The organism is Sinorhizobium sp. NFACC03 (assembly GCF_900103435.1).
GTDB lineage: Bacteria > Pseudomonadota > Alphaproteobacteria > Rhizobiales > Rhizobiaceae > Ensifer.
In genome coordinates, this window is sequence record NZ_FMXF01000001.1 from 806613 (window position 1) to 822268 (window position 15656).

The 15656-nt window shown below is 62.7% G+C and carries 16 protein-coding genes; 6 read left to right on the forward strand and 10 right to left on the reverse strand.

Annotation, left to right across the window (positions count from 1 at the left end; all coding sequences use genetic code 11):
- Positions 1 to 136: 136 nt before the first annotated feature.
- The 3 genes from BLU35_RS03925 to alr form a co-directional block, all read right to left on the reverse strand.
- Positions 137 to 760, reverse strand: a complete 624-nt coding sequence (locus tag BLU35_RS03925; protein WP_093232165.1) for a CvpA family protein — start codon at positions 758 to 760, stop codon at positions 137 to 139.
- A 231-nt stretch (positions 761 to 991) separates the two neighbouring features.
- Positions 992 to 2395 (reverse strand): DNA repair protein RadA, encoded by a 1404-nt coding sequence (radA, locus tag BLU35_RS03930; RefSeq protein WP_057252727.1) that lies wholly within the window; start codon positions 2393 to 2395, stop codon positions 992 to 994.
- 156 nt (positions 2396 to 2551) lie between these two features.
- A complete protein-coding gene (gene alr / locus BLU35_RS03935; RefSeq protein WP_093232166.1) occupies positions 2552 to 3691 on the reverse strand; it encodes an alanine racemase in 1140 nt (379 codons plus the stop codon).
- 154 nt (positions 3692 to 3845) lie between these two features.
- On the opposite strand from alr, the gene BLU35_RS03940 reads away from it, so the two are divergent.
- From BLU35_RS03940 to BLU35_RS03950, 3 genes are all read left to right on the forward strand, one after another.
- Positions 3846 to 4703 carry an AraC family transcriptional regulator gene (locus BLU35_RS03940; RefSeq protein WP_093232167.1) on the forward strand — a complete coding sequence of 286 codons (858 nt, stop codon included), beginning with the start codon at positions 3846 to 3848 and terminating at the stop codon, positions 4701 to 4703.
- 121 nt (positions 4704 to 4824) lie between these two features.
- The gene (locus tag BLU35_RS03945) at positions 4825 to 5478 is read left to right on the forward strand and encodes an AzlC family ABC transporter permease (RefSeq protein WP_057252904.1); all 654 of its coding nucleotides are present in this window, start codon (positions 4825 to 4827) and stop codon (positions 5476 to 5478) included.
- Positions 5475 to 5786 (forward strand): AzlD family protein, encoded by a 312-nt coding sequence (locus BLU35_RS03950; protein WP_093232168.1) that lies wholly within the window; start codon positions 5475 to 5477, stop codon positions 5784 to 5786. The genes BLU35_RS03945 and BLU35_RS03950 overlap by 4 nt, the downstream gene beginning before the upstream one ends.
- A gap of 110 nt (positions 5787 to 5896) precedes the next feature.
- Here BLU35_RS03950 and BLU35_RS03955 read toward each other — a convergent pair whose 3' ends face one another.
- Positions 5897 to 7399, reverse strand: coding sequence for a replicative DNA helicase (locus BLU35_RS03955; protein ID WP_058320236.1), 1503 nt, complete (start codon positions 7397 to 7399; stop codon positions 5897 to 5899).
- A gap of 334 nt (positions 7400 to 7733) precedes the next feature.
- Between BLU35_RS03955 and BLU35_RS03960 the strand changes: the two genes are divergently transcribed.
- From BLU35_RS03960 to BLU35_RS03970, 3 genes are all read left to right on the forward strand, one after another.
- Positions 7734 to 8177 (forward strand): MarR family winged helix-turn-helix transcriptional regulator, encoded by a 444-nt coding sequence (locus tag BLU35_RS03960; protein WP_093232169.1) that lies wholly within the window; start codon positions 7734 to 7736, stop codon positions 8175 to 8177.
- A 125-nt stretch (positions 8178 to 8302) separates the two neighbouring features.
- Positions 8303 to 9883 (forward strand): MFS transporter, encoded by a 1581-nt coding sequence (locus tag BLU35_RS03965; protein WP_286161443.1) that lies wholly within the window; start codon positions 8303 to 8305, stop codon positions 9881 to 9883.
- A 16-nt stretch (positions 9884 to 9899) separates the two neighbouring features.
- Positions 9900 to 10997 (forward strand): HlyD family secretion protein, encoded by a 1098-nt coding sequence (locus BLU35_RS03970; RefSeq protein WP_093232170.1) that lies wholly within the window; start codon positions 9900 to 9902, stop codon positions 10995 to 10997.
- Between the two features lie 102 nt (positions 10998 to 11099).
- Here BLU35_RS03970 and rplI read toward each other — a convergent pair whose 3' ends face one another.
- The 6 genes from rplI to BLU35_RS04000 form a co-directional block, all read right to left on the reverse strand.
- Entirely contained in the window at positions 11100 to 11675 is a 576-nt protein-coding gene (gene rplI, locus BLU35_RS03975; protein ID WP_093232171.1) for a 50S ribosomal protein L9, read from the reverse strand.
- Between the two features lie 33 nt (positions 11676 to 11708).
- Positions 11709 to 12662, reverse strand: a complete 954-nt coding sequence (locus BLU35_RS03980) for a YybS family protein (protein WP_057252716.1) — start codon at positions 12660 to 12662, stop codon at positions 11709 to 11711.
- A gap of 191 nt (positions 12663 to 12853) precedes the next feature.
- Positions 12854 to 13102: a 30S ribosomal protein S18 gene (gene rpsR / locus BLU35_RS03985; protein ID WP_025426448.1), complete on the reverse strand. Its 249-nt coding sequence runs from the start codon at positions 13100 to 13102 to the stop codon at positions 12854 to 12856.
- Positions 13103 to 13128: 26 nt separating this feature from the next.
- On the reverse strand, positions 13129 to 13575 hold the full coding sequence (gene rpsF / locus BLU35_RS03990; RefSeq protein ID WP_057252714.1) for a 30S ribosomal protein S6: 447 nt from the start codon (positions 13573 to 13575) through the stop codon (positions 13129 to 13131).
- Positions 13576 to 13849: 274 nt separating this feature from the next.
- Positions 13850 to 14362, reverse strand: coding sequence for a ClbS/DfsB family four-helix bundle protein (locus tag BLU35_RS03995; protein ID WP_057252711.1), 513 nt, complete (start codon positions 14360 to 14362; stop codon positions 13850 to 13852).
- A gap of 19 nt (positions 14363 to 14381) precedes the next feature.
- A complete protein-coding gene (locus BLU35_RS04000) occupies positions 14382 to 15425 on the reverse strand; it encodes an aldo/keto reductase (protein WP_093232330.1) in 1044 nt (347 codons plus the stop codon).
- Positions 15426 to 15656 lie beyond the last annotated feature (231 nt).

Genomic DNA, 15656 nt, shown 5'->3' on the forward strand with positions numbered 1-15656 from the left:
CTTTGCTCCGTACCGGTGCGCATATCGTGATCAGGCCCGCCATCTTCAAGCGATCTTAGCTGAAAACGGCTGCAAGCGTTATTCCCCAAAAGGACAAAGCCCGCGGGGCGGGCTTTGTCGGCAAATCGTTCCTGTCTCAGCCGTTGGTGGCCGGTGCGTCGTCGGCGGGCGCCTGCTCCGGCGTCGTCGACGGTGTCTGGCCGGGGGTCGCCGTCGGTGCTTCGCCTTCACCTTCGCCGGTGGTGTCCTTGCCGCGCAGGCGGTCGAGAATGGTGGCGTCGGCTTCTTCAGGCAGAAGCGCGATCAGCTTGTTGCCGAGATTGTCGAGCAGCGGCTTCGATTTCGCCTGGGTTACCCAGGTCGGCTGCTGCTGCGGCGCGACGAGCCAGTTGAAGAACAGCATGGCGACGACGACCAGCAGGATGCCGCGGGCGGCACCGAACAGGAAGCCGAGGGTGCGGTCGAGCGCGCCGATGCGGCTGTCGATGATGAAATCGGCAATCCGCATGGTGATGAAGGAAATGATGATCAGCGCGATCAGGAAGATCACCGCCGCCGATCCGATCAGCGCGACAGTATCGCTGTTGGTGTACTGCTTGGCGTAGGGCAGAAGCTGCGGGTAGAGGAAATAGGCGGCCGCGGCCGCACCCACCCAGCTCGCGACCGAGAGCACCTCGCGCGAGAAGCCTCGAACCATGGCCAGGATTGCGGAAAACAGGGCGACGCCGAGAACGATACCGTCGAGAATTGTAATGGGCATTTTGTCCTTACTCCGGACCCGGTTCGTCCGGGTCTCCTCAAGCCTATCCGCCATCGGCCCTGCTTGACGTTCAGGGCATCTTCAGCCTCTTCGCGGCCCCTACAGCGCCGCGCGTCCTTTCGGGCGCGCAAAGGTCGCTGTAGCGCCCAGACCTGCTGCATAATTTTGTCCTTAAATCGATCCTGATCTAAGGAATTATGCAGTAGTGGACGGTCTGCGACACCCGCATCTTCAATCTTCGTCCTCCACCGGTCTCAGCGCGTTTCGCGATCCCGCGATGCGCGCCACCAGATCCGGCAGGCTTTCCATTTCGCTCCATCGGCCATTGCCGTTTTTCGGCAATTCGGTGGACGCGGACGGCAGGACCGCCTGCGAGAACCCGAGTTTCTCGGCTTCCTTAAGGCGTTGTGCGGTATGCGCAACCGGCCGGATGGCGCCCGACAAGCTGACTTCGCCGAAATAGACGCAATCCGCCGGAAGGGCAAGCCCGGCAAGCGATGAAACCAGTGCGGAAGCCACAGCTAGATCGGCGGCCGGCTCGGAAATGCGGTAACCGCCGGCGATATTGAGATAAACGTCGTGCTGGCCGAGGCGTACGCCGCAATGGGCTTCGAGCACAGCGAGGATCATCGATAGGCGGGCCGAGTCCCAACCGACGATAGCGCGCCGCGGCGTACCGAGCGAGGTCGGCGCGACGAGCGCCTGCACTTCGACAAGAATGGGGCGGGTGCCTTCCATGCCGGCAAAGACTGCCGCACCCGGCGATTTCTCGTTGCGTTCGCCGAGGAACAGTTCCGACGGGTTGGCGACCTCCCGCAAACCCTTGTCAGACATTTCGAAGACGCCGATCTCGTCCGTCGGGCCGAAGCGGTTCTTGACGGTGCGCAGGATGCGGTAGTGGTGGCCGCGGTCGCCTTCGAAGTAAAGCACCGCATCGACCATGTGTTCGACAACGCGCGGGCCGGCAATCTGGCCCTCCTTGGTGACGTGACCGACGAGCACGACGGCGGTGCCCGTCTGTTTGGCGAAGCGGATCATCGCCTGCACCCCGGTGCGCACCTGGGTGACGGTGCCGGGCGCCGAATCGACGATGTCGCTCCAGAGCGTCTGGATCGAGTCGATGATCACCAAATCGGGGCGCTTGCCTTCCGAAAGCGTAGCGAGGATGTCCTCGACATTGGTCTCTGCGGCAAGCAGCACGTCGCTATCGGCAGCACCCAGGCGCTGGGCGCGCAGACGCACCTGAGCAACGGCCTCTTCACCGGAGACATAGATGACGCGGTGCTTGCGGCGCGAAAGTGCGGCGGCCGCCTGCATCAGCACCGTCGATTTGCCGATGCCGGGATCGCCGCCGACGAGCAGCGCGGAGCCGCGCACGAAGCCGCCGCCAGTCACCCGATCCAATTCCGAAATCCCGGTCTGGATACGCGGCGCGTCCTCGATCTCGCCGGAAAGCGTGGTGAGCGCCACCGGGCGGCCCTTCTTCGGCGCGCGCGTCGGACCGCCGCCGATGCCCGCTGTCGGATCGTCTTCGATGATCGTGTTCCACTCGCCGCAGCCTTCGCATTTGCCCGCCCAGCGGGTGTGGACGGTGCCGCAGTTCTGGCAGATGAATTGGGTACGGGCTTTCGCCATCAGGATCGGACTTTCGAAATCTGGGAGCCGCCGGCACACATGCGAGGCGATGCCGCCGACGACAGGAGAATCATCTTTGTCGTCACATAATGCCGCGGATCGCGGAACAAAAGGTGAATTTAGCGAGGGCTGCAAGGAATTCACGGGAAAGCCACGTCAGACGGCGCCGACATAGTTCCTGACGTAACGATGCCCGAGGCTGGTCAGCAGCTCGTAGCCGATGGTTCCGCCGGCGCGCGCCACGTCGTCAATGGCGATGTTTCGGCCGAAAAGCTCGATGTAATCGCCCGGCCGCGCTGCACCGGCCGGCAGGTCGGTGACGTCGAACAGGCTGAGGTCCATGGTGACGCGCCCCACATGCGGCACGCGCTTGCCGTGCAGGAAGCCGAATGCACCTGATGGCGTTGCCTGCCGTAGAGTCACGCCGCCGCCGGACACCGAACGATGGTAGCCGTCGGCGTATCCGACAGCGACGGTGGCGATGCGGCTGTCCCTGTCGAAGCGGGCGGAGGCGCCGTAGCTCGCCGTGCCTCCGGCCGCGACCTCGCGGATCTGGATGATCCTGGCTTCGGCGGTTACCACCGGGGTCATCGGGTTGATGGCATCGTTGACCGCCTCGCCGCCATAGACGGCAATGCCCGGCCGGGTGAGCTCGAAGTGATAGTCGGCGCCCAGGAACACACCGCCGGAATTGGCAAGGCTTGCATCGACACCCTCATAGGCAGCTATCGCTTCGCGGAAGCGCCCGAGCTGGTAGGCGTTCAACGGGTGCTGCGGTTCGTCGGCACAGGCGAGGTGGCTCATGATCAGGACTGGCGAGAAGCTTGCGGGTCGCGCCGGGTCATTGGCAAGCGCCACGGCGGCCTCGACCGAGAGGCCCAACCGGTTCATGCCGGTATCTATATGCAGCACGCAGGGGTGGTCGCCGCGCTCGGAAAGAGCCGCCATGAACACCGCAAGCTGCTCGTCGGAATTGATGATCGGCACCAGGTCATTGTCGAAGAAGAGCTCTTCGTTGCCCGGCCACATGCCCGCGAGAATGTAGATGCGGCCCTCCGGAACGAGGGGGCGCAGTTCCGCACCTTCCTCGGCATTGGCGACGAAGAAGTCGCGCGCACCGGCGGCATAGAGGGCAGGGGCTGCATCATCGATGCCGAGGCCATAGGCGTCCGCTTTCAGGACCGCTGCCGCCCGCGCCTTGCCGGAGCGGGCATTCATCGTCCGCCAATTGTCGGCAAGCGCACCGAGATCGATCGTGAGGCGGTTGGAGGCGGAAAGAAATTCTGGGGGGAGCATGCCGGACACTCTTCGTGGACGATACGAAGAGCAATACAGCCAACGGCCCATGGTCGCAAATGCTCGCCTGTCGCATCGCCGTCACGCGGGCCCTGAAGGAAGGATGAGCACTTTTGTGCAAGACGGGATCGCCTCGGGTCACTATGGTTGCCCAATGCAGACGATTTCGCAGGAAGAAGCCATAGAGGTCATGCCGATTGAAGGCGGTGAGCGCACGCGCTTCTGGCGCGATCCTCGCTTTATGGGCATGGAATGTCTGACGGCGACCTTCATTACCCATGAATTCGCGCCGCATGCACATGAGACGTTCAGCATCGGCGCGATCGAGGCCGGCTCGCAGATCAGCAAGATCAAGGGCGAACGTTCGGAGGCGGGCCCTGGGTTCTTCTACCTGATCAACCCCGACGAAATCCACGACGGCCACCCCGGCGGCAGCGGCTATCGTTATCGCATGGTCTATCCGAGCGCCGATCTGCTGGTGAACATCATCGAGGACGTAACGGGTCGCGCTTTCAAGGGAACGCCGTCCTTCTCGAGGCGGGTGCTGCAGGATCCGGACCTCGCCTTGTCCTTTCATCAAGCGCACCGAACGCTTGAGGTGGCAGGCGGCACGCTCGAGGCCGAAGAAAGAATGTTCGGCGTGCTTGCGGCGATGTTCGAGAGGCACGGCAGTACGATCATCACCCCGATCGAGACGCGCGAGCAGTCCCCCGTGCATCGGGCGCGGGACTATCTGATCGAGAATTATGCTGAAGACGTCGGGCTCGAGGAACTCGCCAAGGTCGCAGGGCTCAGCCGCGCGCACCTGATCCGCGCCTTCCGCAAGGAATTCCATATCACTCCACATGCCTTTCTGACCGACAAGCGCGTGCGCACCGCCAAGACCTTGCTCAGGCATGGCTGGTCGGCGGTGGATGCGGCCTATCAGTGTGGCTTCGCCGATCAGGCGCATTTCAGCCGCCACTTCAAGGCGCGCACCGGCGTAACACCCGGCGCCTTCCGCGCCGGCTGATCACTTTCGTTCAATACGGGACCCGCTTCCGCCTATAGACGTTCTCCGTTTCGTGTGAATGGAGACAGGGACGTTGCAGGTAAGAAATGCGTTGCAGGAATTTCGGGCCGCGGCGATCGCGATGACGCCGCTGATCGTCGCCGTCATGCCGATCGGCCTGGTGTTCGGTGCCGTGGCGGCGGCCAAGGGGCTGACGCCGGCGGAAGTGACGCTGATGAGCGCACTGGTCTTTGCCGGTGGATCGCAATTCGTCGCCATGGATATCTGGACACATCCGGCGTCCTGGGCCGCACTCGGCTTCTCGGCACTGCTCGTCAACATCCGCCATGTGCTGATGAGCGCTTCGATCGGCAGCAAGCTTGACGGTTTCTCCGGGCCGGCGCGCTATGCCTCGATGCTGCTTCTCGCCGATGAAATCTGGGCCATGGCCGAGATGCGCGCGAGCAATGGCAAACTCACGCCCGCCTGGTATGCCGGCCTCGCCGTGCCCTTCTACTGCGCCTGGGTCCTGACGAGCCTGACGGGCGCGATGGTTGGCGCCCTGCTGGGCGATCCCAAGGTCATCGGCCTCGACTTCGCATTCCCTGCCGTTTTCATCATCCTGGTCATGGGTTTCTGGAAGGGGCGCGAAACGGGTGCCGTTCTGGCCGCGAGCGCTTGTGCGGCGGTGGTCACGCATCAATTGCTGCCGGGCGTCTGGTACATTGCGGCGGGTGCTGCAGCCGGCGTCGTCGTGGCTATGCTTTCAGGCGGACACAAGGAGGCCCACGCATGAGCGTCGATCTCAACACTTTGCTTGCGATCCTGGCCATGGCAGTCGCGACGGTCGCGACCCGCATCGGCGGTCTCGTGCTGATCCGCTATGTGACGATCGGAGAAAACCAGAAGCGCGCCCTCGAGGCCATTCCGCCAGCGGTTCTGATGGCGGTCATCGCTCCGACGGCGGTGGTCACCGGCCCGGCAGAAACGGTTGCCGCTGCCTTGACGGCGGTTGCTGCAACCAGGCTGCCGCTCTTGGCATCCGTTGCCGTCGGCGTGGTTTCGGTGGCGTTGTTGCGTCAGGTTCTAGGCGGTGCCTGGTAAAAGGCGGTGCCGGTTGAGCCCATCACGCTTGGGCGGCTCGTTATGAAGTAGAGTGGGCTGGGAAACCGCAAACATTTTTCCCAGCCCGCTCCGGCCGCCCCCACGGAACTCTAGTGTTCTTCGTACTGGGTGAAGGAGGGATCGGCGAGATCGGTGAAGCGCGTGAATTCCGACTGGAAGGCGAGTTTCACGGTGCCGGTCGGTCCGTGACGCTGCTTGGCGATAATCACGTCCGCCGTGCCCTTCACCTGCTCCATCTTCATCTTCCACTCTTCGTACTTCGGGTCGAACTCGTCGCGCGGCTCGAGGTTCTTCACGTAGTATTCCTCGCGGAACACGAAGAGTACGACGTCGGCGTCCTGCTCGATCGAGCCCGATTCACGAAGGTCGGAGAGCTGCGGGCGCTTGTCTTCGCGGCTCTCCACCTGACGGGAGAGCTGCGACAACGCGATGATCGGAACGTTCAGTTCCTTGCCGAGCGCCTTGAGGCCGGTGGTGATCTGGGTGATTTCCTGCACGCGGTTGTCGCTCGATTTGCCCGAGCCGGTCATGAGCTGGATATAGTCCACCACCAGGCAGTCGAGGCCACGCTGGCGCTTCAGGCGCCGGGCGCGTGCGGAAAGCTGGGCGATCGAGATACCACCGGTCTGGTCGATATAGAGCGGCACCTTCTGCATCATCTGCGAGCAGGCAACGAGCTTTTCGAAGTCGGCCTCGGAAATGTCACCGCGGCGGATCTTCGACGAGGAGACCTCGGTCTGTTCGGAGATGATACGGGTGGCGAGCTGTTCGGACGACATTTCGAGCGAATAGAAGCCGACGACGCCGCCGTTCCTGGCCTTGAACGAACCATCCGCCTGGACTTCCGGTTCGTAGGCGGCGGCGATGTTGTAGGCGATGTTGGTGGCAAGCGAGGTCTTGCCCATGCCGGGACGCCCTGCAAGCACGATCAAGTCCGAGCGCTGCAGGCCGCCCATGCGGGCGTCGAGGGATAGGATGCCGGTGGAAATGCCGGAGAGGCTGCCGTCGCGCTCGAAGGCCGCACCCGCCATGTCGATCGCGAGCGCGACGGCATCGTTGAACGACTGGAAGCCGCCGTCGTAGCGGCCGGTCTCGGCGAGTTCGAACAGGCGACGCTCGGCATCTTCGATCTGGCCCTGCGGCGGCATGTCGAGTGGCGCGTCATAGGCGATATTGACCATGTCCTCGCCGATCGTGATCAGCGAACGGCGAAGAGCGAGGTCGTAGATCGCGCGGCCGTAGTCTTCCGCGTTGATGATCGACACGGCTTCGGCAGCGAGACGCGCAAGGTACTGCGCGACGGTCAGGTCACCGACCTTCTCGTCGGCCTTGAGGAAGGTCTTGATGGTGACGGGGTTCGCGGTCTTGCCCATGCGGATGATGTCACCGGCAACCTCGAAGATCTTGCGGTGCAGCGGCTCGTGCAGATGCACGGGCTTCAGGAAGTCCGAGACACGATAGAAGGCGTCGTTGTTGACGAGGATCGCGCCGAGCAAAGCCTGTTCGGCTTCAAGGTTGTTCGGCGCCTCGCGATAGTGCTGGTCCGCCTGATCCTTGCCGATAGGGGATAGCTTTCGCGCCGCGTCATTCATGTCGTTTTATCTCTGCCTTTGTCTGGTGTGGCACCGGTTTGCGATCTACCGCGAGCCGGGTCAAGTGCAGGGGGGACACACTCGCAAAGCGTCTCATCGCGGCCTCGCGCTTTTCCCGTTGTTCGACTGATCCACAGGCCAGGTTCACAAAAGCGTAGAATCTCGCCTTGCCACAAAATTGGCCGTTGACGCGACGAATCACCCGAGCCTTCCGGGCATGGGGGAGTCTAGCGCCGTCCTCCCCCACCTCAAAATCCTGATCTTGAAAATCCCCCGCATTTGGATTAGATAGAGTCAAAATAATTAGCATGCTAGTAATATGGAAAAGATACCAATGTATCAGCCCCCCGTGAACCGCGAATTGTTCGATGCGCTGTCGCTGGTCAATCGCAAGCTGCGGGCCGTGTTCGATGCTCGAGTGAAGGAGAGGGGTCTCACGCTGTCGCGGGCCCGAGCGCTCTTCTGCTTGACCCGGAAGGATGGTTTGAACCAGCGCGAGCTGGCCGATGAGCTCGATATTGAAACGCCGACACTGGTGCGTCTGCTCGATGGCATGGAGAAGCAAGGTTTCATCGAACGGCGGGTCGAGGCCTCCGACCGGCGCGCCAAGCAGATCCATATGACTGAGTTCGGTCGCTCGGTCGCTGACGAAATCCTGAGGCTTGCCGACGAGATTCGGGCGGAAGTGCTGCAAGGTATCGATGCCGCCGAACTTGCCGTGACGCAGCGGGTGGTGCGGGCGATCGCCGACAACGTCCAGTCGCTGGCGCGGGAGTGACGGCGATGAGCGCAGTCGCGACTGCTGCTGCAAGCGACAACCGCAACGCCGCTCCGCTGGAGACGGGCGCGGCCGGCGACGACCAGGAGGAAATGTCTCCTGCACCGGTCCCGGCGCCCGCCCCAATGCCGGCCGACAAAGGCCTGGCACTATCGGCGGTCTATGTCGTCGGTTCGGTTCTCCTGTTCCTGACGCAGGGCCTGGGCATGAACCTGGCGCTTGCCAATCTGACGCAGATCCAGGGTTCGCTCTCGGCGACCTCAGTCGAGACCGGCTGGCTGTCTGCGGCCTACATGGCGCCCAATGTCAGCCTGTCGATCGCGCTGGTGAAGATTCGCGCTCAATACGGGCTGCGCCGCTTTGCCGAAATCAGCATCGTCGGCTTCGTCATCGTATCGCTGATGAACGTCTTCGTTTCCGACCTGCATTCCGCCATCGTCGTCCGCTTCATCAGCGGCATTGCTGCTGCACCGATGTCGACGCTCGGCTTCCTCTACATGCTCGAAGCCTTTCCGCCGGCGCGCAAGCTGACAGTCGGTCTGGCACTGGCGCTCACCTGCACGACGATCTCCGCGCCGATCACCCGGCTGATCTCGCCGACCCTGATCGAATATGGCCAGTGGCATGCGCTCTACACGCTCGAAATGGCGTTGGCACTGATCGCGCTGCCGATCATCTATCTGCTGCCGCTGACGCCGGTGCCGCATGCCAAGGTCATCCAGCGCATGGATATCCTGAGCTATCTGTTCGTCGCCGTTGCCTTCGGCTGCCTAGCCATCGTGTTGACCATGGGGCGTCTCTACTGGTGGTTCGAGGCACCCTGGCTCGGCGTTCTCCTGGTCGTTTCAATCGCAACACTGACGACCGTGGTGCTGATTGAGCTCCATCGCAAGGTGCCGTTGATCGACATACGCTGGATCGCCTCGAAGGAGATCGTGCACTTTGCCGCCGTTCTGCTCATCTTCCGCCTGGTTGCCTCCGAGCAGTCCACGATCGCGACGAATTTTTATCAACAGCTCGGCCTCCAGTTCGAACAGGTCGCGACGCTGTATTGGATCATCCTTGCCGCGGCGATAGCCGGCGGCCTGCTCTGTGCCGTGCTGATGAACCCGCAGCATGCAGAGCGTGTGCACGTCCTGGCGCTCGGCCTGCTGGCGACCGGCGCCTACATGGACAGCCAGGCGACGAGCCTGACACGGCCCGAGCAGATGTATCTGAGCCAGGCGATGATTGCCGCGGGCACTGCGCTCTTCCTGCCGCCGGCCATGGCGCGCGGCTTCAAGGCGGCGCTTGCGAAGGGGCCGAGCTACATCTTGAGCTTCATCGTGATCTTCCTCTTCACCCAGAGCATCGGCAGCCTGATCGGCTCCGCAGCCTTCGGCACCTTCGTAACGATCCGTGAAAAATTCCACTCCAACATTCTCTCCGAACAGATCGTCTTGTCGAACCCGTTGGTTGCCCAGCGCGTCAACCAGCTCTCCGCCGCCTATAGCAAAGTGATGGGCGACAAGACCTTGCTGGGCGGCGAGGGCACCGTGCTCCTGTCGCAGCAGGTCACCCGTGAAGCCTATATCCTCGCCTACAACGACGCATTCCTGCTTGCCGCCGTGATCGCGCTTGTCGCGCTCGCCGGCCTGCTCCTGCACATGTCCTACAATTGGCTCACGCAGCGGCTGACCGGCCCCGCGCCGGCGCCGGCCGCCTGATTAAGAGTTGAAGACCATGCTGAAGTTCCTCCGTTCCCCGACCACCATCATTGTGCTTCTCGCCGGCATCGCCGGCGTGACCCTCGTGCTCTATGCCTGGCGGCTGCCACCGTTCCACAGCTCCGTGGAGATGACGGAGAATGCCTATGTGCGCGGCTACGTGACAATCATGAGCCCGCAGCTTTCGGGCTATGTCGCCGATGTTCCCGTGCACGACTACGAGGCGGTCAAGGCCGGGCAGTTGCTGGTGAAGATCGACGATCGCATCTACGCCCAGAAGCTGGCGCAGGCCGAAGCGACGCTTGCCGGGCAGAAGGCGGCGCTCGCCAACTCCCATCAGCAGGAACTGTCGGCCAAGGCCGGTATCGCCGCCAGCCAAGCGCAGCTCGATAGCGCCAAGGCGGCCTTCAATCGGGCGCGCGCCACCTGGGATCGCATTCGCCCGCTTGCCGAAAAGGGCGTGTCGACGCGCAGCGATGCCGATCAGGCGCGTGCCGGCTTCGAACAGGCGGACGCGGCTGTGAGCCAGGCTGAGGCCGGGCTGGAAGTGTCGAAGCAGGCATTGGCGACCACGCTTGGCGCGCGCGCCGGATTGGAAGCTGCCGTGACCGGTGCCGAGGCGGCCGTCGAACTGGCGCGTATCGATCTCGAAAATACCCGCATCGTTGCACCGCGTGACGGCAGGTTGGGCGAGATCGGCGCTCGGATCGGTCAATATGTGACGGCGGGATCACAACTGCTCGCGCTGGTGCCGAACGAAGTGTGGGTCGTCGCCAATTTCAAGGAGACGCAACTCGACGGCATGAAGGCTGGCCAGCCCGTCGCCATTGCGGTCGACGCCCTGCAGAAGAGCGAACTTACGGGACACATCGAGCGCTTCTCGCCGGCAGCCGGTTCGGAATTCAGCGTGATCCGCGCGGACAACGCCACAGGCAACTTCACCAAGGTGGCTCAGCGCGTCGGCGTGCGGATCGTGGTCGATCCCGGTCAGCCGCTGGCTGAGATGCTCTCGCCCGGTCTCTCGGTCGTCGTGCGCGTCGACAAGGACGCGCCGGCGCGGACTGCGGCGGATCAGGTGACCAGCGACGCCGTGCCCGTCGCTGCGCATGGGTAATCTGCCGCCTCGCGTCTTGCGATTTTAGTTCTACCCCCTGGGGCCAATAAAAAAGCCCGGATCGATGATCCGGGCTTTCGTATATGGGATGGCCGCTAAGGCTTATTCTTCTTCGCCTTCGAATTCGGCTTCCGGGTTGAAGAAGTCTTCCGGCTTCAGAGCGTCTTCGTCAACGCCGTAGATGGCGTCGGCCGAGGTCAGGCTTTCGCCCTTGGACTGGCGCTCGGCTTCTTCAGCCGAACGGGCAACGTTGACTTCAATCGAGATCTCGACTTCCGAGTGCAGGTGCAGCGTGACCTTGTGCAGGCCGATCGACTTGATCGGGTGGTTGAGGTCGACCTGGTTGCGGCCGACGTTGAAGCCTTCGGCAGCGAGCACTTCGATGATGTCGCGAGCAGCAACCGAACCGTAGAGCTGGCCGGTTTCGCCAGCGGAGCGGACGATGACGAAGGTCTTGCCGTCGAGCTTTTCGGCAACCGACTGGGCTTCCGACTTGCGCTCGAGGTTGCGGGCTTCGAGCGTCGAACGCTCAGCTTCGAAACGGGCCTTGTTGGCGGCGTTGGCGCGCAGCGCCTTGCCGAGCGGCAGCAGGTAGTTGCGAGCAAAGCCGTCGCGGACCTTTACGGTTTCGCCCATCTGGCCGAGCTTGGCGATACGTTCGAGAAGAATGACTTGCATGTTGGTTTTCCTTTCAGTGTTCCAATTCGTTGGTCAGTTTTTTCCAACCGGCGTGACCGCGATGGTGCGTCGCGTATCGATCAGGCCGGACAGGAGGAAGAAGAATGCCGGGATCGTGAACACGAGCACCGACAGGTATGCGATCCACAGCACGGGAAGCCGCCAGGACTTGCCACGCGTGCGGAAATGGAAGGAGGCGAAGCCGGCGAGCAGAAAGCCTGCGCCGAAGGTTCCGCAGATCAGCGCGCCGATCGTTGCCGGCGCGCCGCCGAGGAAGGTGAGGACCAGGCCGCCGAGGAAGATGAAGATCGCGTTGCGGTGCATGCGCAGCGTCGAGGGGATATCCTCGCGCGGGCGCAGCGACCGGCCCGACATCTGCACGATGCGGGTCGCGACATAATAGGCGGTAAAGAGCATCAGCACCCAGATCGCACCCTGGACGAGCGGCAAAGCGAGTGTGAAGAGCGACTTGATCTGGGCAACGGCAGTGACGTCCGGATTGTAGCCCGGGTCCTGCGCCTTCACCGCTTGGATGACGATATCGACCATGCGGTCGGAGATGTCGGCGCCATAGCCGACGATGAAGCCGACGATGATCATGCCGACCGTCACGAGACCCGCGAGGTGGCTGAGAATATCGGAGAGCGGATACCAGGCGAGCGCTTCGTCGGGGCCACCGAGTTCGGAGGCCGGACGGGCAAGATTGGCGAGGTGGCTGAGCCAACCGGCCGGGATCAGCGTGACGACGAGGATCAGCAGCGCGAAATAGGGCGAGATGAGCGCGGCAGCGGTGGCACCTGCGCTGACGATCGCGGTGATCGCCGCTGCATTGCCCCAGCCAAGGCCGGCAATCAGGATCGGGAGTGCGGAGGCGGCATAGAGGACGATCGCAAGAGACGACTGCGTGTTCGCGCCCATCGACAAGAGGGCGGCGGTAAAGCCGGCGAGAACGCCGGTCAGCAGCGATGTCCTGTTCACGTTCGTCACGTTCGCTGTCCTGCTTCGTGCAGTTAGGGGATGGCAGAGCCCGGCCCCAGCATGGGATTTTGGTGCTGTCGCACCTGTTCCGATCCGCGCCCACCGCGGAAGGGAGAGAAAGAGGCGCTCACCTAAGGGGAGCGCCTCTCCCTGGAGTCAATTTCCGTCGAGTCAGATGACCAACGGAGAGTCAGCCGTTCTTAGGAAACGACGTAGGGCAGCAGGCCGAGGAAGCGTGCACGCTTGATCGCCTGGGCGAGCTCGCGCTGCTTCTTCTGGGAAACGGCCGTGATGCGGGAAGGAACGATCTTGCCGCGCTCGGAAATGTAGCGCTGCAGCAGACGGATGTCCTTGTAGTCGATCCGCGGAGCGTTTGCGCCCGAGAAGGGGCAGGTCTTGCGGCGACGGTGGAACGGGCGACGAACCGGAGCGGAAGAAACTTCAGCCATTGTCTTTATCTCCTAAAGCTTCTTGATTACGCGCGGTCTTCGCGCGGACGACGCGGGCGGTCTTCGCGGTCGCCACGGTCCGGACGCGGACCACGGTCGCCGAAGCTGCGCTCCGGACGGTCGCCATCGCGGCGCGGACGATCGTCGCGGTCGCGCTTCTGCATCATGGCAGACGGGCCTTCTTCGTGCTTCTCAACGGCGATCGTCATGTAGCGCAGAACGTCTTCGTTGATGCGCATCTGACGCTCGATTTCGTGAACAGCCGCTGCCGGAGCGTCGATGTCCATGAGAACGTAGTGAGCCTTGCGGTTCTTCTTGATGCGGTAGGTGAGGGACTTCAGGCCCCAGTTCTCGACGCGACCGACCTTGCCGCCGTTTGCTTCGAGCACGCCCTTGTACTGCTCGACGAGACCGTCGACCTGCTGCGGCGTGATGTCCTGGCGGGCCAGGAATACGTGTTCATAAAGAGCCATTGTGGCTTGCCTTTCTTGCGTTAATCAGCCCGGACCTCGGCGGCTAAGCCTCAACGACTGTTCTTAGTGGCTGACAGGCAGCCGGCAAGAAAGTGTTGTATCGAGACGGTCGAGAGCGGAGACACGGGAGGCCGGAAAGACTTGCAATCCTAACGGCTCCCCTCGAGGAAGCCGGCCCTCCGTTCAGCCACCAGCCAGAAGACCGGGCATTTCGAACAGCGCGCTTATACGCATTTTTCCACGGAAGGCAAGGCTTGGCGCATCTTTTAGATATCTAGGCCAGCGCTTTGACCTTCTTCCACTTGCGCAAACGCCCTGAGGCATTGGCGTAGGGAGAGGATGTGTTGAACTGAATCATGCGACCAAGCGTCCATTTGCCGTACCACGGTTTCCCGTAGAGCGCCTGATCGTCCCGCGCCTTGATCAGCGCTTCCAGCGTTTCCTTGCTGCGTCTCAGGCGGGCGATGAGCTCCGTCGGCGAAAGAGCCCGGAAATCGGCATAGAACTTCTGTGCGAGCCTGCCGAGCTCGTTCCATTTATATCCGGTCTCGGGGAAGTCGACCGGTTCGCCGCGCTGATCGCGGTCGATCCACTTGGTGACGAGTTCGCCCCAGCCGATGAGGTAGGCGACGAGATCGCCGACGCTCATCGTGGTGCCCTTGGCGTGCCCTTCGAGCGAAGGCTCGCGAAATTGGTCGTCGGAGACCTGTTCCAGTTCGCGCATCAGCTTGGCGAACTGGACGTCGATCGCCTTGAGCAACTCCGCTTTTGTCTGAGGCACGGCCATCGGCGATCGATTCTCGCCTTTAGATCGGCATGGGGTAGAGACGGTGCAGCCGCCGAATGCCATTCACGACGTCCTGCGACAGGGTGAGGTCGACGGCGCCAAGATTGGTCTTCAGCTGTTCCATCGATGTCGCGCCGATGATGACGGACGCCATGAACGGCCGCGTCAGGCAGAAGGCGATTGCCATCTGAGCGGGATCGAGGCCGTGCTCGCGTGCAAGCTGCACATAACCGGCAACCGCCGGCTCCTGGTGCGGGGTGAACCGGCCGCCGAGGTCGCCGTTGATCGAGAGGCGGGAGCCCGTCGGCTTGGCGCCGTCCAAATACTTACCGCTGAGCAGTCCGGCTGCGAGCGGCGAATAGGCAAGCAGCCCCACGTCCTCGTGATGCGATAGCTCGGAAAGGTCGAGATCATAGGCGCGGTAAAGCAGATTGTATTCGTTCTGGACCGAGGCGACCCGCGGCAGGCCGTGACGTTCGGCCATGTCGATGAACTTCATCGTTCCCCAGGCCGTTTCGTTGGAGAGACCGATGGCGCGGACCTTGCCGGCCTTCACGAGATCGCCGAGCTTTTCGAGGATCGCCCTGAGATCGCCGGCGACATGCGCCTTGTCCTGCTTGGCCGGGTCGTAGGACCAGGCATTGCGGAAATGGTAGTGACCGCGGTTCGGCCAATGGATCTGGTAGAGATCGACGTAGTCGGTCTTCAAACGTCGAAGGCTGGCATCGATTGCCTGTTCGATGCCTTCCGGCGTGGTAGGACCGCCATTGCGAATATAGGGCCGGCCGGGGCCGGCGACCTTGGTCGCGAGCACGACGTCGTCGCGGCGGCCGCGCTTTGCCAGCCACTCGCCGATGAAGCGCTCGGTATCGCCGTAGGTCTCGGACGAGAGCGGCGTCGTCGGGTAGAGTTCTGCCGTATCGATGAAATTCACGCCCTTGTCGAAGGCGTGGTCCAGTTGTTCATGCGCTTCGGCGACGGAATTCTGCGAGCCCCAAGTCATGGTGCCCAGGCAGATTTCCGAGACCCTGATGTCGGTGCGGCCAAGCGTGTTGTAACGCATTGAATGGAGATCCTTGTGAAAGACGTGCATCGGCCCCGTGGGACAAGGGGTGCGCGCGCCGGAAATGGAGTGATAGCCTTCGCCCTTGGGAGTGTTGAAGGCAGGTCGACTTCGGGCGGCAAACTTACGCCTTGATTGGTGAAGATCAAGGGCAAAAGGCGGCTGCGGCTCGGTTCGGCGGGCCTTGCGCGCTTGACTCGCCGTTCAGGAATGTGAATGGAGAGGAAACCA